Annotated in this window: 17 protein-coding genes; 8 read left to right on the top strand and 9 right to left on the bottom strand. The window is 44.1% G+C overall.

Translation table 11 applies throughout. The annotated features are described in order from the left end of the window. Positions 1–134: 134 nt before the first annotated feature. The 7 genes from RIC07_RS14950 to RIC07_RS14980 all read right to left on the bottom strand — a co-directional run bounded on the left by RIC07_RS14950 (position 135) and on the right by RIC07_RS14980 (position 5012). Complete coding sequence (locus RIC07_RS14950; protein ID WP_446395225.1) at positions 135–314, bottom strand: hypothetical protein; 180 nt, start codon at positions 312–314, stop codon at positions 135–137. A gap of 196 nt (positions 315–510) precedes the next feature. Next, complete coding sequence (locus RIC07_RS14955; protein ID WP_446395251.1) at positions 511–1251, bottom strand: Uma2 family endonuclease; 741 nt, start codon at positions 1249–1251, stop codon at positions 511–513. Positions 1252–1782: 531 nt separating this feature from the next. Further along, complete coding sequence (locus RIC07_RS14960; protein WP_446395226.1) at positions 1783–1983, bottom strand: hypothetical protein; 201 nt, start codon at positions 1981–1983, stop codon at positions 1783–1785. A 2-nt stretch (positions 1984–1985) separates the two neighbouring features. Further along, complete coding sequence (locus tag RIC07_RS14965; RefSeq protein WP_446355435.1) at positions 1986–2261, bottom strand: UPF0175 family protein; 276 nt, start codon at positions 2259–2261, stop codon at positions 1986–1988. Positions 2262–2705: 444 nt separating this feature from the next. Further along, positions 2706–3149 carry a DUF29 domain-containing protein gene (locus RIC07_RS14970; RefSeq protein ID WP_446395227.1) on the bottom strand — a complete coding sequence of 148 codons (444 nt, stop codon included), beginning with the start codon at positions 3147–3149 and terminating at the stop codon, positions 2706–2708. A gap of 359 nt (positions 3150–3508) precedes the next feature. Beyond that, entirely contained in the window at positions 3509–4300 is a 792-nt protein-coding gene (locus tag RIC07_RS14975) for a DUF4058 family protein (RefSeq protein WP_446395228.1), read from the bottom strand. Positions 4301–4580: 280 nt separating this feature from the next. Then, positions 4581–5012, bottom strand: a complete 432-nt coding sequence (locus RIC07_RS14980) for a DUF29 family protein (RefSeq protein WP_446381699.1) — start codon at positions 5010–5012, stop codon at positions 4581–4583. 530 nt (positions 5013–5542) lie between these two features. Between RIC07_RS14980 and RIC07_RS14985 the strand changes: the two genes are divergently transcribed. Beyond that, entirely contained in the window at positions 5543–6391 is an 849-nt protein-coding gene (locus RIC07_RS14985) for a hypothetical protein (RefSeq protein WP_446395229.1), read from the top strand. Positions 6392–6478: 87 nt separating this feature from the next. Here the strand turns inward: RIC07_RS14985 and RIC07_RS14990 are convergent, their stop codons facing one another. Then, positions 6479–6640 (bottom strand): hypothetical protein, encoded by a 162-nt coding sequence (locus tag RIC07_RS14990; protein ID WP_446395230.1) that lies wholly within the window; start codon positions 6638–6640, stop codon positions 6479–6481. Positions 6641–6686: 46 nt separating this feature from the next. Between RIC07_RS14990 and RIC07_RS14995 the strand changes: the two genes are divergently transcribed. After that, positions 6687–8600 carry a polysaccharide biosynthesis protein gene (locus RIC07_RS14995; protein ID WP_446395231.1) on the top strand — a complete coding sequence of 638 codons (1914 nt, stop codon included), beginning with the start codon at positions 6687–6689 and terminating at the stop codon, positions 8598–8600. A 57-nt stretch (positions 8601–8657) separates the two neighbouring features. On the opposite strand, the gene RIC07_RS15000 is transcribed toward RIC07_RS14995, so the two are convergent. Continuing rightward, on the bottom strand, positions 8658–11093 hold the full coding sequence (locus RIC07_RS15000; protein ID WP_446395232.1) for an O-antigen ligase family protein: 2436 nt from the start codon (positions 11091–11093) through the stop codon (positions 8658–8660). A gap of 299 nt (positions 11094–11392) precedes the next feature. On the opposite strand from RIC07_RS15000, the gene RIC07_RS15005 reads away from it, so the two are divergent. From RIC07_RS15005 to RIC07_RS15030, 6 genes are all read left to right on the top strand, one after another. Beyond that, entirely contained in the window at positions 11393–12685 is a 1293-nt protein-coding gene (locus RIC07_RS15005) for an ABC transporter ATP-binding protein (protein WP_446395233.1), read from the top strand. A gap of 48 nt (positions 12686–12733) precedes the next feature. After that, complete coding sequence (locus tag RIC07_RS15010; RefSeq protein WP_446395234.1) at positions 12734–13945, top strand: class I SAM-dependent methyltransferase; 1212 nt, start codon at positions 12734–12736, stop codon at positions 13943–13945. A 5-nt stretch (positions 13946–13950) separates the two neighbouring features. Continuing rightward, the gene (locus tag RIC07_RS15015; protein ID WP_446395252.1) at positions 13951–16257 is read left to right on the top strand and encodes a glycosyltransferase; all 2307 of its coding nucleotides are present in this window, start codon (positions 13951–13953) and stop codon (positions 16255–16257) included. Positions 16258–16275: 18 nt separating this feature from the next. Then, entirely contained in the window at positions 16276–17217 is a 942-nt protein-coding gene (locus tag RIC07_RS15020) for a methyltransferase domain-containing protein (protein ID WP_446395235.1), read from the top strand. After that, positions 17217–18383, top strand: a complete 1167-nt coding sequence (locus RIC07_RS15025; RefSeq protein ID WP_446395236.1) for a glycosyltransferase family 4 protein — start codon at positions 17217–17219, stop codon at positions 18381–18383. Before RIC07_RS15020 ends, RIC07_RS15025 begins: the two co-directional genes overlap by 1 nt. Before the next feature lie 157 nt (positions 18384–18540). Beyond that, entirely contained in the window at positions 18541–19323 is a 783-nt protein-coding gene (locus RIC07_RS15030) for a glycosyltransferase (protein WP_446395237.1), read from the top strand. Positions 19324–19333 lie beyond the last annotated feature (10 nt).

Below are 19333 nucleotides of genomic sequence, written 5' to 3' on the forward strand. Positions count from 1 at the left end.
GCGATCGCTAATAGTCTATGCCCCATCGAGCTATAAATCAACCAGCCGCAACAGGTTCTCGAACAGCTAGACCAACTAATTGCTCAAGTTCGCGACTCCAACAGCATCGATCCCCAACGGATTAGAACCACTCCCTAGTACAAATAGTAGTACTGGATGCGATCGCCAGTTTCATAGTTGCCATCCTCACTGCCATTACCCGCGACCAAGCCAGACGCTTCAAGGATGAATTTTTGCCTAAAAAGTAGCCAGTAGAGCGGGCTGGAACTAAAGTTCCCACTACGAACCTCCTGTTGGGTTTCACGAGCCGACACTCTAGGGGTTATGAAACCCGCGCAGGCGGGTTTGGTTTGTGTAGCTGCGGTTTCAACCGCCCAGTTGTTAGATAACTTGGTGGGTTACGGCGGATTTATTATTGAACGGTTCATTGCCTAAATTTAATACCGCCTAACCCACCCTACGGGTCACGGTTGATCGGGGTCTATAGGACGGCATTCAGTTTAACGGTTACTAGAGCGACGCTCTAGATAATTCCTCCACAAATGCCTGATGCTCTGGGGAACCCAGTCCCTCCTGTAGCACAGTCAGAACTCGCGACATCTCTCCCCGCAAAAGTGCCTGCACATCCAACCGTAACCCTGGCAAAAACGGACTACTCAACACCTCGGCTCCGCTCGGTGTTGACGCTGAGCGGAGCCGAAGCGTCAACATCCCCAACGAATCCGGTTGCTGCTGTCGATACTCCCCCTGCTCCAGAATATACCAGCGAAACACTCTATCCTGCACCAACCACACCAAATACTCCCGCACCCCATTGCGCCGATAAGCCCGTAATTTATCATGCAGATCGTAAGACGCACTACTGGCGGCAATTTCAACAATTAGCTCTGGCGCTCCTTCAACATAGTCATCCTCACTAATTCGCGATCGCCCCCCACTCTCTTCATCTAAACGCAGCAAAGCATCCGGCTGCGGTTCATTGTCTAAATCCAGGCGTACCGTCGCATTATCAGCCACCTCAACCCCTGGTGTCAAAGCCGCATAAACTTCCAGCCAAGCAATAATTTTACTATGGGGTTTACCATGTCGGTTGTAGCCCAGAGGTGATGGCACGTAAACGACTCCTTCGATTAACTCCGCTTTTTTCAGATCAGGCATCAGATTATAGCGTCGCTCAAACTCAGCACGACTCAAGCGATCGCCATTCTCCAAAGCAGGAATTAATTGTTGGTCAAGACTAGCCGGATTCATGCTCCCTCCCGTAAGCGTCACACCTTCAGGATATCTTGGTCGCACCAATCAATCCTCTGCTCCAGCCAGTAGAGGAGAGGGCGGGCGATCCGACCGTCTGTAGGGGCAGGTTTGATAACATTCTCTTCAAAACTGGTAACTTATGTAAACCCGCCCTGTTTCTGGAGTTGTTCATTCGTGCCAGCGGATCGCCTCTACCTGACTACAGGTGTTTCGGATCATCCCTAAATGGGTGCGATCGGAGACTCCTATCTGACCAAAGTGTCTTTTTATCCTTGTTGGTTCCTCCTTGCCAATACGACTGGGAAATCCATTAATTTTTTGAGGAACCCGAATCTTTTTTTAACCAGAAATCAATGATAACTTGGTGGGTTACGGCGGATTTATTATTGAATGGCTCACTGTCTAAATTTAATACCGCCTAACCCACCCTACGGGTCACGCTTGATTTGGGTCTATAGGACGGCATATTTTTCCATGATATAAAATTACCTAAAATCCGAGAAAAAGTCAATCCCTAATTCTATTTTTTTAGCCGCGATTACCCATCTGAACACGAATAAAATCAGTAACAGCTTGCTCAATCTGCTCCGATTCGGCTCCAAATTTCGCCAATAATTCTCGGTAAACGGTAGGGGGAATAAATACTTCTGGAGCCAGCTCTTTGAGTAAAACCAATTTTCCAATTTTGGCTAAGGCAATAATCGGACCTGTATTGACAACAAGTTTCATCGTTAGCTGGCGTTCCTAAGCCGTTCTAAATCCTGTTCCAGTTCTAATTCCAGCTCTTCTGGTGGATAATTAAAAACACTGACTCGATATCGGCTGCAAGTCTCAAAAAAATCGAGTCTTGACATTCCCGCTAACTCAGCCGCTTTTCCCGCCGAAACCTTTCCCAGTTCAAACATTTTCAGGGCAGCCATTAAACGGATATGCTGCTCCATCTCATCTTTTGTCATTTGCACAGCATTTTCAAATCCGGCTGGGTATTTGATTTTTAGCTCTTCCATTTTCGTGTTTATTCCCCTCTTTCCTCGACTATCTATTTGGATTTCCACAATCAGCGGGCGACCCGACCGTCTGTAGGGGAGACTCCTATCTGACCCAAGTGCCTTTTTATCCTTGTTGGTTCCTCCTTGCCAATACTACGGGCAAATCCATTAATTTTATTGAGGAACCCGAATCTTTTGTTAACCCCGAATCAATGATAACTTGGTGGGTTACGGCGGATTTATTATTGAATGGTTGATTTCCTATATTTAATACCGCCTAACCCACCCTACGGGTCACGCTTGATTGGGGTCTATAGGACGCACTAACGCGGCGTCTGACAGATCAGTGTAGGTCTGAATTACCTCAACTTAGGTATTTTAAGTAGCCAATCGGAGTTTCCATTTACACGCTCTGTTCTAATTTCCATTTTCTCCTCCCCCTCATCACAGTAGTTACGAAAACTAACCACAATCCGGCAGAAAATTTTGAGCCAAAATCTCTTCTATCTCAAAAGGACAGGATAAGGGAAATGTCGTCTCAGGAAGACCCGTTTCTCGACAGGCATCTCGCACAGCTTTCGGATACACCCTTGCCAATCCCTGCTCCAACTCGCCTCTTAAACTCGGACTATCTAGCAATAGGGCTTCAATTTCATCACGCTGATGATCAATCGTCACTAGCCAACTTTTGCTTTGTTTGTCGGGTTGATATTGCCACTTGAGCAGGTGCATGACTAAAACCTGTAAGCGGCTGCGAAGTTGACGGAGGTCACGCTTGCCCATACTTTCTAGCTCTTCAGCAATATGCTCCACATCAATTTCGGACAAACAGCCTCGCCGCAGTAATTCTACATTTTTACGAATCCAAGCATAGAAGTCCAGATCGTATTCAGCCTCTATATTCATCGTTCTCATGCTCCAATCAATATAAATCTATTTTCTAGCCGTCGTCTAATCGGCACAATTCAAATTGTCGATCAGGCTGTATAAAATACTATTTTAGCTGGTATAAATCCGACTGGGTATTTTATTTTCCTCTGGAATCAATGATAACTTGGTGGGTTACGGCGGATTTATTATTGAACGGTTCATTTCCTAAATTTAATACCGCCTAACCCACCCTACGAGTCACGGTTGATTAGCGTCTATAGGATGGTACATTTTCCCATGATATAGAACAATGGCTCTCATCCTTGTAGTGCGAGCATCTTGTTCGCTACCCATTCCCAATTTAAATGCGTGACAGCTTACACTCTTGTTGACAATTATCGCCATCCACTCTCTTGCAACAGGGTAGCTGCCCAAGCGGCGTCATCTGCCTTGAGAGGGGGTACAGGTTCACTCCCATAATCCACAGCTAAGTCAAAGCTGGCTCTGTCATAGACTTGGGTGAATAACTCCTGTAAATCCACGATGGGTTCCACATCAGTTGACGTCAAAGGTAGCGGAAAAACCGGAATTTTCTCACGAACCCCAAACCGATACAACTGAGCTAGGGGTCGTTTGTCGCTACGACTGATTAAGATATTATAGTCACCGCGTGGTCTTTCTCCCCAAATCAGCATCGGCTTTCCCCGCCTCAACAAATCAATTTCGACTAAATGGGTAAAACTGCCTAAAACCTCCAGGCGTTTGCGAGAATAAGCCTGACGCCCCACACCCGCACGCTTATTTTTCGGAGACAGGATTTCTATGGCTGTCACCACCGCCCCCGTGCCAATTTCTCGAATTTCTAAATAACTCTCCCTGACTTCTTCCGGCATCGGTATTCTAACCGTTACAGGTTCACTTTGAGTCAACACGGTCGCCGTTGATGAAGTCGTTGATGAGTTCTGATTTGTAGTTGAACGTCTAGACACAACAGCCACATCAGGAAGCCCGACTAACGCGGCGTCTGACAGATCAGTGTAGGTTCGTTTTTCGACAGCGACTCGGTATTTAGGGCGCAGTTGCGGACCCAAAAAATCGGCTAGGTTCACGATTAACCGACTATGAACCTCCGCCCATAATTCGGAATGTTCTAAATAAGGGTCCATGCCTGGAAAGGGAGAAGGCATCTGAATGACCTCAACGTAGGTATTTTAATTTTCATCGGGAATCAATGATAACTTGGTGGGTTACGGCGGATGTATCATTGAACAGTTTATTTCCTAAATTTAATACCGCCTAACCCACCCTACGGGTCACGCTTGATTTGGTTCTATAGGACATATAGGACAGCACATTTTCCCATTATATAAAATTACCTAAAAATCGATAAAAACCCCAGCAATAATTCTATGGTTTTAGCCACGATTACCCATCTGATGTGCCATGAAAACCTGATTTTTGTGTTTCTTAGACTTTGTTAGGTAAAATGAGGGTCATGGCGCTATCAATAATCCTGTTGCGGTCAATCATATTCTCTAACGTTTCTGGAGCATAAAGTCCTTCAGCGACTTCGAGAGATGCGCCATTGAGGGCTTGTTCATAGGCTTCTTCTAGGGCGAGGCGCAATTCCTCCGGTTTAAGATAATAACCACCTGCTTTGCGTCGTTTATTTTTGCTCTGTATCTCTAGGGCACAATTCCGAATAGAGACATCCCAAGAGCGGGTGGTGCGGTTTTCAGCTTGTTGTTTGATTAAATGGACAAGCAAAATCTTGGCGTAGCTACGAATATTATTGATTTTGTCGTCTTTGCTCATTTCCTCCAATTCTTCAACAATGACCAATGCCCCAGAAATATCACCTTTGAGGAGTAAACCTTTCAACTCTAGTAATTCTTCCATTGGCTTGCCTAATCTAGATTTGATGGATTAATCTAAACCTTTGATATACCGTAGGGTGGGCATTGCCCACCATCTTTAAGTCAGTGGCATTTCCCCTAGCCCTCTCCTACAAGGAGAGGGAAAAGGAGAGGGAAGCGGAATATATTTTTTTATTTGAAGGGGCTTTGATGCTCCCCCTTCCGTGCAAAAAAAGCGAAGCATCCTCAAGTTGACACCACCATTTTAGCTGGGTCACGCCAGTAGTGGCGTAGCACACCTTATTTGATGAAATAGAATTACGCCCCGAAACCTTAGGGGCGCAAAGCTTTGCGCCCGATTCAATGGTAAAATCTATTCCACCATTTTAGCTGTGCCAGTCCAGTAGAACCTCATATCCTACCCCATCAACAATGACACCAGGGTTACGGATTTTCCCTTGTCAGTCTAGAAAGGTTTGATTGACATCAGTCATTGAGTTCAATCTCATGACGCTACAGTTTGACGCTGTATGCTAATTGTAATCATGCTTATCGGTGTAGGAGGCAACGGAATTGATACAAAACACAGAACTGAGAACGGTTGAGGATGAAGATGAAATTTCCTTACTCGATATTATTCAGTTTTTCCGCCGCAACTGGCGGTTTATGGCATGGGGAACGCTGGGACTCTCAGCCGTCGCGATCGCGCTCTCCCTACTAATGCCCAAACAATACCAGAAACAGCTCACCCTCTCAGTCACCCCGGTTCCTATCTCTGTATCCGGTATCCCTGGCGTTGATATCCAGCAAGCCAGTAACAAAACGGTGAAACTGTTAGAGAATCACTACGATAAAATCGACGAAACTGAGGTTAAGCCTACCTATAACACGGAAACCCAGCAGCTCGACATCACCGTGCGATCGCCTGATACTGGTTTCTTAGCTGAAGCTGGAACTCAAGTCTCTACCCTGCTCCAGCAGGAGTTTCAAGCCATATTTGGTCAAGCGATCGCCAACAGTCTATTCAGCACTGACATGGAAATCCAGAAACAGCAACAGGTTCTGGAACAGCTCGAACAACAAATTGCTCAAGTTCGTGACTCCAATGGTATCGATCCCGAACGGATTAGAACGACTCTCAGGCTGGAGGCGCTAGAGACACAACGAGCAGCCGTTATAGCTCGCATTGCTAGCCTAGAATTTGACAAACAGTATCTCGAACCCGCTCAGGAAAATCTAGCCGAGTTTACCTCTCAAATCATCTCTATCCAACTCTTAAGCGAATCCAAAGTTGAACCAACGCGCTCCCTAGTACAAATCGCCGTACTGGCTGCGATCGCTAGTTTCATGGTTGCCATCCTCGCTGCGATTATCCGCGATCAAGCCAGACGCCTCAAGGATGAGTTATCTCAGAAAAAGTAGCTAGCAGGCTGGAACTAAAGTTCTCGCTACGAACTCGGTTCCCTCCCCTTGATAAGGGGAGGGTTAGGGAGGGGTCAGATCAAGGTATTACAACAAATGTTTGAGCTTAAGTTGATACCCATGGACATGTTCCCTACCAATAGGGTAGAGGTTCAATTCCCGGAGCGATCGCCACCGCCAACCTTTTGTGCCACTGATATGCTTATCTGTGGGGAACAAAAGTGATCCTAGCCAGGACGTTAAAGCCAATGTATCATACCTTGTTGCAGCCAGTATTGCCTTAGAGGTGCCGTTCATGCCCCAAAAAAGGCTCTTTCCTTCCGCATATCGATTGGGACAACTCGGACTCGATGGATTTGTAGCTTGGTCAGCTTGTAGCCTTGCTTTTTGGTTCCGTTTTGATGGTCATATTCCCGCTTCTCACCAAACCCTAGCTTGGATGCTTCCCCTCTTGGCGATTCCAGGGCGTTTGCTGTTTCACGCCAGTTTTGGTCTGTATAAGCAAGTCTGGCGTCTGTTTGGACTTAAAGATGCCACTACCCTTTGTCAGTCGATCACCCTCTATTCCTTACTAATTCTAGTCATCACTCGCTTACTGATTCCCCGTTTTACCTCCTTTTCGGGTCTTCCCTTGGGTGTGGCGGTGATTGACTGGAGTTTTTGTGTGATGGGGATGATCGCCCTGCGCTACGCCCGTCGTCGGTTTGTCCGTTACCATCCACGCGATCGCACGGCTTCACCTAGAGATCCCAAGCGGGTACTATTAGTGGGTGCAGGGCGGGCTGGATCACAAATTGTCCAGGAAGTCAACCAAAATCGCCAGCTTAACCTGGAAATTCTCGGCTTTCTGGATGATGATCCGACGAAGATGGGACGTAAAGTGGAAGGTATACCGGTTCTCGGTGCGACATCCCAGCTTGTACCCATTGCCAAACGCCTCAACGCCGATGAAGTACTAATTTCTATGCCCTCGGCTAAGGCATCCCAAATCCGTAAATTGGTGGATCTCGCCCAGGGTAGTGCCTTGAAGCTGAAAGTGTTACCCGGACAAGCCGAACTCTTGTGCGATCGCTCTCTGACCCCCCAAGCTAGACCCATCCAAATCCAGGATATCTTGGGACGCCCGGAGATTAAACTGGACTTTGCCGATGAATTTAATCAGCAATTTCCCTCCGCGCGATCGCAAGTCTATCAGCGCACGGTTCTAGTTACGGGTGCAGGCGGTACGATTGGTTCAGAAATCTGTCGCCAGCTTGCTCGTCTCGAACCCCAACATCTCCTATTACTGGGACGCGGGGAAAATAGTATTTTCAACATAGAGCAAGAACTACGCCGCGATTTCCCCAACCTGAAAGCGACGCCAATTATTGCCGATATTCGCCATCAACGTCGTATCCAGAGCATCTTCCAAACCTGGCAACCTCAAATTGTTTTCCATGCGGCGGCTCATAAACATGTCCCCTTAATGCAGCATAACCCCACTGAAGCCCTAGAAAACAATGCTTTGGCTTCGGCTCACCTGGCACAACTGGCGGAACAACAGGGTGTAGATACCTTTGTCCTCATTTCTACCGACAAAGCCGTTGATCCCTGTAACTTTATGGGTTTAAGCAAGCGCTTAGCTGAACTCTTGGTTAAAGCCTGCGCCGCCAAAAGCCAAACCCGCTTTCTTGTGGTACGCTTTGGCAATGTCTTAGGGAGTCGCGGTAGTGTGATCCCAATTTTCCAGGCACAAATTGCCAGAGGCGGTCCTGTCACCGTCACTGACCCCAATATGACCCGTTATTTCATGACCACTCCTGAAGCCTCTCAGCTTGTGATTCAGAGCCTTGCGGTTGGACAATCCGGTCAAACTTTAATTTTAGATATGGGTCAACCTGTAAAAATCTTAGACTTGGCACAACAAATGATTCAGTTGGCGGGTTTCATGCCAGAACTGGATATTCCGGTTAAGATTACCGGATTGCGTCCCGGCGAGAAACTGCATGAATCGTTAGTGAATTCTCATGAAAAAGTGACGCCGACCGATCATCCTAAAATTTTGCAAGTATCCAGTACCTTGCCATCAACTGAAGGTTTCCTAACAGTTATTAAAACCCTCTCAGAGACAAAAAATAATCACCTACCTGCTGATAAATTATGGTTATTGGCACAAGATGTTGTCTCGATTCTAGAATCATCCAAAACATTAATAATTCATAATAAATAAAAAAATATAAATGGAAATAGTCCGTCTTGGCAGCCATCTGCCGTCTGAATTTTTGTATTAGGAACAATCAGCTTCACCAACAAATATGCTCAGATTCCGATCATCTTGGGAAAAGCCTTTTGACTTGGGATTGAACACTGAGTTGGCTTGAATCTGTACCAAAGACCAAACGCTTTGTGGTGTACTGTGGAACTGAAAATGCTGTTCCTCATCCGGCGTCTCTAACTGTGCTTTAACAGTTGCCAGGGGCTTAGGTAAATTCTGTAAAACTTGGGCTGAAAACTCACTTGTGTCTGTCAAACTGTAGACAGATATCTGGAAAGATAGAGGCTGATCCTGAGAATAGTCAGGTCTAGAAGCTTGAACCGTAAAGTCTAAGCGATCGCGCCGTTCACAACTCTTGGCGAGAAATGTACAATTTTTATCACACCACCGTCCAGCCCGCCCTGAATTTGTTTCCCAATCATACATATTTCTCGACCACCCTATACCCAGATTAGATTGTACAGGGGGATAAAAGACTTGGGTACTGATCCAACGAGTGCCATCAGGTTGAGCCGTTGAGAAGGATAATTTATGTTTCCTAGGCAAATACCGATTCCCATTTGCCAGGGGCAATCCGAGTTCAGCCTTTTCATTCACCGTAATCCGGAATTGATTGTCAGACTCCATAAAATCTACGCTTATGGGTTTCTCGACGGGATGTGTGGTAAAAACTGAATAGGTTTTTCCCTCTGGCGTGGCGAAAGCTGCCAGCTTGACAGAGGGGGCTAACCAACGGATTAGACTTGAACTAGGCTGTGTCAAATTAGCTTCAAACGGAAATCCGCCAAAGCTAAAGGTCAACGTACAAAAGAAAATTAAAAATAGGCAAATCCCTGCTAACCCCGGAAAAGTCCCTCTAAAAATAAAACCTGTTTGATTCACTAACCCTTCTTTTTGCCACCAGAATTGATCCAGTCTTTCACGCCACTGATGTTGAGCCTTTTTTGCTAATCTACTCCCTACCTCACCATCAAAGTTAGGTTGAATGGTATCGACATAATTTGGGTTTGTAGTCGGCACTTTAGTGCCACCAGCGCTTAAACGCTCATGACAAACATTTAATTCAGAGTGGTGAATCACTGGTAAGTAGTTTGATTGCGAGTAATCGGGGCAAAACGGTAAACCAGCTAGAGTTCCCCAGAAAAGAGCGTGCAGGTAAAAAACCGGGCGGATATAGTCAATTTCTTGTACCAGTGACGGGATAATAAAAGAACTTAGTGCCAAGAGGAACAGTAATTTGCCTCTAGGGAGCAAACAGGAATTTTGCCAGACTGTTACAGCAATCAGACTCAAAATACCCAGAACAATTAAGCTGTGTAGTAACCCAAGTTCTACCAGCATTTGCATGAATAAGTTGTGAGCCGTATCCAACACATACGTCATGTTGTGTTTTGACCCATAGTCTGAAATCACTTGGAACCAACTCGCGTATCCATGTCCCCAAATCGGTGCTTCTTTGAATATCTCCCACCCCGCTTTCCAGATGTCCAGTCTTGCTGTATCCAAAGATAAAGGATTGGCTCTCCAGTTATAGCCAATGGACTGAGCGATGTCCTGTAAACCCTCCTGATGGTTAAAAAGAGAGTAAAGAACATTACCTAAAACCGCCAACAAGATTCCCCCAAGTGCCAAGATAGAAAGGCTTCTGCGTTTCAAACCACAAGCTAAACAATAAAAGAGGCAGATGGTCACATAAACCATACAGAGCAACAGTCCGCCCCGTTGCTGTGTAGCCAGAACGCCTAGAATCAATAAAGTAGAGATTCCCGCCCCAATCAGCCGACTTGCCCAAGTCGATGCTGCAATCGTTGCCCATAAAGTAATGGCAAGTCCGGGTGTGAAATAGGGCCACACCCAACCGGGATTGCCAAAAATTTGAGTCAGCCGTTCAAACCCATAAGCATTATGCAGTAAGCTCTTGGGCAACACCTGTTCAATTCCCCACCCGATACACAAAAACCCAACCCCCGTAACCAGCACCGGACCAAAAACTACAGCCCCGAAGAGTAACGGCCAACCCCGACGCACAATCCGGGCAATCAGAAACGCTAGGGTTCCTATCATCGCCGCCGTCAACAGCATAAAAAATGTCCGTAACCCATAGTGCTGAGTGATACTCGCCTGCAACAGACACTCCAGTTTGGTAGCTATACCCGGAACAATTCGACAGGGTATCCAAGATTGATTGGGTGTGTGAAAGATAGACCAAACTGCCCGTAATCCCATCACACCCACTACACTTAGCCACACGAAACTCAAGACAACGCTCTCACCCCGTCGAAATGACCAATCGCGTCGCTGGAGTGTTTTGCCAAAACTCAAGCTACCAGAAAGAATACCACTCAACAGCGCTATTCCCACCAGCTCAGGTATCGCGGGGAGAGTATGGTCGGGATTGATGGGAACAAGCAAATGGAATACGATAACGATTCCTAATATCAATCCCATGCTAAGCAGCTGCCATCGTAATCTAGGCTGACTCACTTGATATACCGTGTATTCGTTAAGACAGTGCTAGTTTAGTTTATCCTACCCTAAGAGAACCTCTGAAACCGGATGTTTTGTTCACTTCGGCAACTTATCTCGCCTTGTCGGAACCTGATATTACCCAGAAAGGTCAATCGGTGAAGCAGTCGCGTGTAGCAACTGTGATTTATTTGATACTGTTTTAGTGTGGTGTGTGAATTGAACAGCGACGCGATTAGCGTGAGCTGATGTCCTCTAGAGGTTACTAAAACCGTACTGGTGTGATGAGTGAGATAGCGATTTCATTGACAAATGTCTCCAAGTGCTATAGGCGCTATAACCGTCCCCTCGATAGACTCAAAGAAATAGTACTGCCAGGAAAGAGCCGCGCCCAAGCGTTTTGGGCATTGCGTGATATCAACTTGGAAGTCGCCCCAGGGGAGACTCTGGGCATTGTGGGACAGAATGGTTCAGGGAAAAGTACCCTGCTACAGATCATTGCCGGAACCCTGACACCAACGACAGGTGAGGTGTGGGTTAATGGTCGAGTTTCCGCCTTGCTGGAACTTGGAAGTGGGTTCAACCCAGAGTTTACCGGACGGCAAAATGTCTTTTTTAATGGTCAAATTCTGGGATTAAGTCGGGAAGAAATAGCAGCGAAGTTTGATAACATTGCCGCTTTTGCTGATATCGGTGATTTCCTCGATCAACCAGTCAAAACCTATTCTAGTGGCATGGTAGTTCGCCTCGCCTTTGCCGTGGTAGCGAATATCGATCCCACGATATTAATCGTAGACGAAGCCTTAGCCGTTGGTGATGCCCGGTTCCAAGCACGTTGTATGAAACGAATTCGCCAGCTTAAAGAGCAAGGGGTGACTATCCTTTTTGTCTCCCATGATTCAGCCAGCGTTAAAATGCTTTGTACTCGTGCTGCCCTGATGAATTATGGTTCCCTCAGTGAGGTGGGTCAGCCAAAAGAAGTTATTAATCATTATACAGCGCTATTGAGTTCAGACAACCCCCGTAATTATCAAGAGGTTCTTTCGCCTAGAGAAAGGCTAGAGTTCAATCATTGCCAACCGGAAACTTCATCAAACCGAACCCTACCTAGATTACATGAATACAGACATGGTAACCGAATTGCCGTAATCGATGAGGTCAATATTACCAAGAATGATAACAGTAAGGTAGAAACAATAGAAACGGGGTCTCAGTTCAACATTCAGGTCAAGTTAGCCGCTCATACCAAACTGTCCGATCTAGTTATCGGCATTTCCATTAGGAATTTAATGGGGTTGGTTATCTATGGCACGAATACTCAACTATTGAACTGTAAATTACCCCAGCTTGACAGGGAACAAAAATTGACTGTAGAATTTCAACTTCCCTGTAACTTACATAAGGGTATTTATACTGTAACCATAGGAGTTCATTCACAAGAAGGATTAAGTTATGATTGGATTGATGATTTAGTCGTGTTTGAAGTAATTAATGGCAGTCATTGTGAAGGTGTTGTTGATTTGCAAGCTGATGTCCAAATCAAAGCTGATGCCGTTTTTTGTCTAACTCCATAAGTTCAAGAAAATCTCCTAAAGATCCCTCAATTTTTCTAGCTCGTAAGTATGATTGAAGCAAATAACCCAGAAATTGATGTTGATGATTTAATGGAGAAAGTTCGGGAAGAGGTAGCTAAACGTCAAGCTAAACCGTTCACGAAAGAAAATTCCAATCGGCAACCTAGCATTGGCATTAATCCTCTTCTTGCTCACCAGATACAAGCCTTTCTCAATAACGCGGAATCCAAGTCTCAAGTTCGCACAGAGTTTCCCGAAAAGCTGAATCGTTTTCCGTTTACACTCAGTAGACGATTCCAGAAGTTTGTTTTAAGACTATATGCCTTTCTTTTTAAGGAACAACGCGCTGTTAACTTCTCTTTAATTCAAGCGCTAAGAGAGTCTTTTGCACTAAATCAGCAGTTGAGTGAGCAAATCGCGGATCTTCAATCTCAACTCAAGTCGATTGATGAGCGTTATGTCAAAAATCACATCGACATCAAAAATGATTTGGCTCAACAGCAGCAACTTGTTGATTGTATTTTAGATGAGGTTAAATGCCGATTGCCTGAACTCTTGAAGTCAGAGCAACTGCAAAAATTGATCAATCAAAAGACAGGATTAGTTGATGCTTTTTATGTTGCCCTAGAAGACAAGTTTCGGGGGAGTCGAGAGGAAATCATTGAACGATTAAAGGTTTACTTGCCCCGAATTGCACAAGCTGAAATTGACACCAAAAACTTGCCTATTCTCGATCTAGGCTGTGGGCGGGGAGAATGGTTGGAGTTGTTGCGAGATGAGGGATACGTGGCACGCGGGTTAGATATTAATCAGCTAATGCTAGATCAATGTAATACTAAATATCTAGACGTTATTGAATCTGATGCATTGACTTATCTGAAATCTCAACCCGATGCGAGCCTGGGTGCGGTGACAGGATTTCACTTGATTGAACATTTGCCTTTTTCTGTTTTAATAAACTTGATTGAGGAAAGTGTCAGAGTATTAAAGCAAGGAGGGTTAGTAATCTTTGAAACTCCAAATCCTCAGAATGCCTTAGTGGGAACGCATAATTTTTACATTGATCCCAGCCATCTGAAACCCTTACCTAGTGCATTGGTAAAATTTATGCTAGAACACAGTGGATTTGAGCAAGTGGATATTATCAATCTTCATCCTTATGACAAATCGTTTAAACTGAGTGGTTCTCCAGTAGCAGAACGTTTTAATGAGTATTTCTATGGTTCACAAGATTATGCAGTGATTGGGTACAAACCATGAAACCCCTGAAACCTTTAGCCATCGTAACACCTTGGTTTGGTAAGAATCTAACAGGAGGGGCAGAGCAACAAGCGTGGCAAGTGGCTACCCGTTTGGCGAGTCGTGGTTACAAAGTTGAAGTGCTAACCACCTGCTGTCGTTCCTTTCATGACGACTGGGCTGTGAACCATCTTAAAGCAGGAGTTAGTCGGGAGTCTGGGTTACTCATTCGGCGGTTTCCAGTGACTCGTCGCGATCGCGCGGCGTTTGATCAGGTGAATCGGGTTATGCTAAGTTTACCTGCTTCTGGGCTTAAACCGGGTGTTAATCCGGTTAAATCCTGGGAATCGGCTATTTTCTGCTCGGAAAATATTAATTCTCCCAAGTTGCTGAATTATTTGTCCAAAAAATCCCAACTCTATCAAGCGTTTCTATTTATTCCTTATCTTTATGGAGTAATCTTAAACGGGTTGCCTCTTGTTGCCAGTAAAGCGTTTTTGCAGCCCTGTTTGCATGATGAGGTTTATGCTTATCTGCCAGAAATTGCGACTATTTTTCATCAGGCAAAGGGTTTATTATTCAATAGCGACGGTGAATCTCAACTGGCGAGACGGTTATATGGTTCCGGGATTATTCCCAAAAGTGTAGTCGTTGGGGAAGGGATAGAAGTTAGTCAGGATGAGCATTTAACCAATAGGAAAGACAAAGAATACCCAGAACGCTTTATTCTTTACCTAGGGCGTCGTGATCCCACAAAAAACACACATTTTTTAGTCAAGTCTTATCTCAGGTTCAAACAGAATTATCCGAATTCGCTCCTGAAATTAGTTCTGGCTGGTTCAGGTAATCAATCCTATGATTACTTAGAACAGGGTGTGATTGATTTGGGTTTAGTCGATGAACCGGAAAAAGCAGCATTACTCACCAACTGTATCGCCTTATTTCAACCCAGCCGTAACGAAAGCTTCTCCCGTGTAATCATGGAAGCCTGGTTTTACGGGAAACCGGTGGCGGCGAATCGAGACTGTTTAGCAACGGCGATGGCGGTGGAAGCCAGTCAAGGGGGTTGGTTAGCAGGAAGTGAGGTAGAATGGGCAGAATTATTTGCCAAAGTTGATCAAATGGCAGAGGAAGAATTGTTAAGCTATGGGGCTAGGGGTCAAGCTTATGCGAAAGAACATGCAGTATGGGATAAAGTTATTGAACGTTATCAAGTCGCTCTAGGATTATCTAAGCCAGTCAAAGGTTTAAACCCGCCAACAAGACGAGGAAAGCTTAAGGAAATCCATCAACTTCTGCCAAATTTAGCTTATGGTGATGCTATCTCGAATCAGGCACTAGCCATTCGAGATTATCTGCGTCGCTGTGGTTATCAATCCGATATTTTTGTTCGCTATATCGATGAGCGAGTTGCCCATGAAGCAAAAATATTTAAGCCAAATACTATTAGCGAGCAAGCTGGGATCATCTACCACCATTCAATTGGCTCAGAACTTACCGACTATACGATCGCCCATTCCGGTTCTAAGTGCTTAATTTATCATAATATCACACCAGCGGAGTTTTTTCGCCCCTATAGACCTGAATTTGCACAACTGCTGGAAAAAGGACGTGCTGAACTCAAGCAATTAGCTCAATACTTTCCCTTATCCGTAGGTGATTCTGCCTATAATGCCGCAGAACTCGCAGCCGTTGGGTTTCATCAGCCAGGGGTGTTGCCGATAATCGTAGACCCCAGCAAATGGGATATGCCTGCCGATGCTACATTGATGGATCAATTACAGGATGGAAAATCAAATTTACTCTTTGTTGGTCGTATTTCTCCAAACAAATGCCAGACTCATCTGATAGAAGCATTCTACCATTACCTGACGATGGATCAGGAAGCAAGGTTAATTCTGGCTGGATGGGGAGATGCCAATGATCCCTATTACTGTCACCTCCTGGATAGAATACAAGAACTCGGTTTAAAGGATTATGTTTTAGTGTCAGGACTCGTGAGCGAACCTCAATTGCTTGCCTTTTATCGTACATCACATTTATTCTGGTCAATGAGTGAGCATGAAGGATTTGGTGTGCCATTAGTTGAAGCACTATGGTTTGATATTCCGGTTTTGGCATATAAAAGCAGTGCTGTCCCTGAAACATTGGGCGAAGCAGGTATTCTATTTACCTGTAAGGACGATCTGGTTCAAGTCGCTGCTTTAGCCAAGTTACTGGTCAAAGATTGGAGATTACGCAGGACTGTACTTAAAGCTCAACAGAAAAGACGAGATAGTTTTCTACAGACTATAGTTAATAAAAATATACTTAATATCTGTGCCAAATTTTAAAAAAACAAACATTAACCCATGAATATAATTATTAAAGCGGCTAAAACAATAAAGCATAAACTTAAAAATAAAGGGCAGGAAACGCCAAGTTATTTTTTTTCTTTAACCCCAGAATTACCGCTCCCAAAAGGGGTGAGTGAAGATGAACTTCGTAAATATTTAAAATCGGTCTTAGTTGCTGATGCTCCTCCTCAAGAAATGGCGAATTATTGCGACCAAGATTTTCGACGATTTGTCTATACATACGGGTTAGCCCAAGATATATCGGGTAAGTGCTTAGAATTAGGTGCTAATCCCTATTTCACAACTCTGCTACTCAAAGAATTCACTCAACTTGAATTAGTTTTAGCTAACTATTTTGGTTCTCATATTACCGATCACATTGTTCAAAACGTAAACTACAAAGATTTTTACACGGGCAAACAATATTCAACAGAACTTAAATCATTTCACTTTAACATAGAAGGAGATCTATTTCCCTTTAAAGATGAAGAATTTGACGTTGTTTTATTTTGTGAAATCATCGAACACTTGCTGATAGACCCTGTCGCCGTTATCCAGGAAATAAAACGAGTATTAAAGCCAAATGGTGTGCTAATCGTGACAACGCCCAATGTCAGCCGATTAGAAAACGTTAGTAAAATGATTGCTGGAGCTAACATTTATGATCCCTATTCGGGTTACGGATATTATGGCAGACACAACCGAGAATATAATAAGCACGAGTTACAGTTGTTACTCAATTATATGGGGTTTACAATCGAATCGATGTTTACGGCTGATGTCCATGAAAATCATGCCAATCATTACTGCTCAATCGCTCAGCTAGAATCTTTGTTAAAGCATCGAGAACTCGATTTGGGACAATATATTTTTGTGCGGGCGCTCAACCAGGAAAAAGCCGGGAAGAAAAAGCCTGCTTTTTTATACCGAAGTTATCCTGACGATCAGCTAGAGTAATGCCTAAAATTGCCTTTGTTGTTCAGCGCTGCGGATTGGAGGTTAATGGGGGTGCAGAATCGCTCTGTCTTCAGATTGCCCAAAGGATGTCTAAGTATTGGGATTTAGAAATCCTGACAACTTGTGCTTTGGAGTATATGACTTGGCAGAATTACTATTCACCAGGAGTTTCCGAAATCTTGGGAGTGAAAATTAGGCGTTTTGAGGTGGCACAACCGAGAGACGTCGCTAGTTTCAATAGATTATCGGATAAAATTTATTCTCAGATCAGAACTGTATCTCTCGAAGAACAGGAAGCGTGGATGCAAGCTCAGGGACCTTGGTCACCTGATCTGATAAACTATGTCAAACAGTATCAAGGTGATTATGATGCCTTTATTTTTTTCACGTATTTATACGCGACGACTTACTTTATCTTACCCTGGGTCGCTGAAAAAGCATATTTAGCGCCTTTAGCTCATAATGAGTGGACGCTATATCTGAGTATGTGGGATAGGTTATTTGAGAAACCTCGCGGTTTTATCTTTAATGCACCGGAAGAACGGGATTTGATACAAGCACGCTTTCCCAATGCTAACTGTGAAGGACCAATTGTGGGAGTGGCGGTGGAACCCCCCGATGTTTATAGTGCAACAGCGTTTCGGCGTCAATATAAGATTGATGAGCCATTTTTGTTGTATATTGGCAGAATCGATCCGTCTAAGGGATGCGAGGAGTTGTTTCGCTATTTCATCGAGTTGCGATCGCAGGAAACAAAACCCAGAAAGTTAGTCTTGCTGGGAAAGCCTACCATGCCGATTCCCCAACATCCAGATATCCTCGCTTTAGGGTTTGTGGATGAGCAAACCAAGTGGAATACACTAGCTGCTTGTGATATTTTAGTTATGCCATCGCCATATGAAAGTCTATCTATCGCTTTATTAGAGGCATGGGCAGTGCAAAAACCTGCTTTAGTTAATGGTAACTGTGATGTATTGGTGGGACAGTGTAGGAGGGCAAACGGTGGATTGTGGTACGGTAGTGCAGATGAGTTCCAAGTTGCTCTGGACATAATGGATGAACGGGTTATGAACCAATTAGGAGTTCAAGGACAAAATTTCGTGAAAAATGAGTATATTGGGGAAGCGATAGAAAGTAAATACTTGTGTATTATTAAAAGTAGGTAATACAAACAAGTTTTGTGAGATATAATAGATTCAATTTATTAAGCTGTTCGGCATTTAAACCATAATGTTAGGAACTGCGAAATCCTTGTGGTGCAACCATCTTGGTCACTGCCCATTCCCAATTTAAATGCATAACAGCTTATTAATGAAAAATTAAATGATTATGAAGGAATTGATTGATAGTAGTATTGCAAAACTCAATTTAGGTATAGTTTGCCCAATGGCGAATGAAGCTGATTTAGCGATGACGTTTGTCAAAAAAACTTTAGGACAATGTGAAGGATTTGCCTCTGTTACCTTTTTCGCCGTTATTGATTGTGCTAGTACTGATGATACTCTAGATATTTTACTAATTTTGGCGGAGTCGGAATCTCGATTGAATGTAGTTTGGGCGCCAGAAAATCGTTGTGTTGTTGATGCTTATGTTAGAGGATACAAAGAAGCGATATATGCTGGATGTGATTGGATTTTAGAAATTGATGCTGGCTTTAGTCACCAGCCCTCAGATATCCAAAAATTTTTTCCCAAAATGCTTCAAGGTTTTGACTGTGTTTTTGGAAGTCGATTTTGTCAGGGAGGAAGCATAAAAAACAGTCCCCTAAGTCGTCGTTTGATTAGCCGAGGAGGAACTATCATAACCAACCTACTCCTAGGAACAAAACTTACTGATATGACCAGTGGATTTCAAATGTTTACCCAACAAAGTCTCAAGTATATTCTGAGTCAAGGTATTAAATCTAGATATCATTTCTTTCAAACAGAAATAAAATTCCACTGTCGTCAATTAAAAATTGCTGAAGCGCCTATTCATTACCAAGCTGCTAGTCCCAGCGTCCATAGGGCAGCTATTCATGATGCGTTTAAAAATCTGGGACGCCTCTTTTTAGAAAGACAGTTTAAAGGGGCTAAAAAATTAAAAATTCAATCCAATAATAATTGAGTAAATAGAT

The organism is Coleofasciculus sp. E1-EBD-02 (assembly GCF_040218245.1).
GTDB lineage: Bacteria > Cyanobacteriota > Cyanobacteriia > Cyanobacteriales > Coleofasciculaceae > Coleofasciculus.

Bases quoted from the DNA above. Each gene is read 5' to 3' on its own strand.
- RIC07_RS14955 (WP_446395251.1), bottom strand. From the start codon at position 1,251: ATGAATCCGGCTAGTCTTGACCAACAATTAATTCCTGCTTTGGAGAAT.
- RIC07_RS14960 (WP_446395226.1), bottom strand. From the start codon at position 1,983: ATGAAACTTGTTGTCAATACAGGTCCGATTATTGCCTTAGCCAAAATT.
- RIC07_RS14965 (WP_446355435.1), bottom strand. From the start codon at position 2,261: ATGGAAGAGCTAAAAATCAAATACCCAGCCGGATTTGAAAATGCTGTG.
- RIC07_RS14970 (WP_446395227.1), bottom strand. From the start codon at position 3,149: ATGAATATAGAGGCTGAATACGATCTGGACTTCTATGCTTGGATTCGT.
- RIC07_RS14975 (WP_446395228.1), bottom strand. From the start codon at position 4,300: ATGCCTTCTCCCTTTCCAGGCATGGACCCTTATTTAGAACATTCCGAA.
- RIC07_RS14980 (WP_446381699.1), bottom strand. From the start codon at position 5,012: ATGGAAGAATTACTAGAGTTGAAAGGTTTACTCCTCAAAGGTGATATT.
- RIC07_RS14995 (WP_446395231.1), top strand. From the start codon at position 6,687: ATGCCCCAAAAAAGGCTCTTTCCTTCCGCATATCGATTGGGACAACTC.
- RIC07_RS15000 (WP_446395232.1), bottom strand. From the start codon at position 11,093: ATGGGATTGATATTAGGAATCGTTATCGTATTCCATTTGCTTGTTCCC.
- RIC07_RS15010 (WP_446395234.1), top strand. From the start codon at position 12,734: ATGATTGAAGCAAATAACCCAGAAATTGATGTTGATGATTTAATGGAG.
- RIC07_RS15020 (WP_446395235.1), top strand. From the start codon at position 16,276: ATGAATATAATTATTAAAGCGGCTAAAACAATAAAGCATAAACTTAAA.
- RIC07_RS15025 (WP_446395236.1), top strand. From the start codon at position 17,217: ATGCCTAAAATTGCCTTTGTTGTTCAGCGCTGCGGATTGGAGGTTAAT.
- RIC07_RS15030 (WP_446395237.1), top strand. From the start codon at position 18,541: ATGATTATGAAGGAATTGATTGATAGTAGTATTGCAAAACTCAATTTA.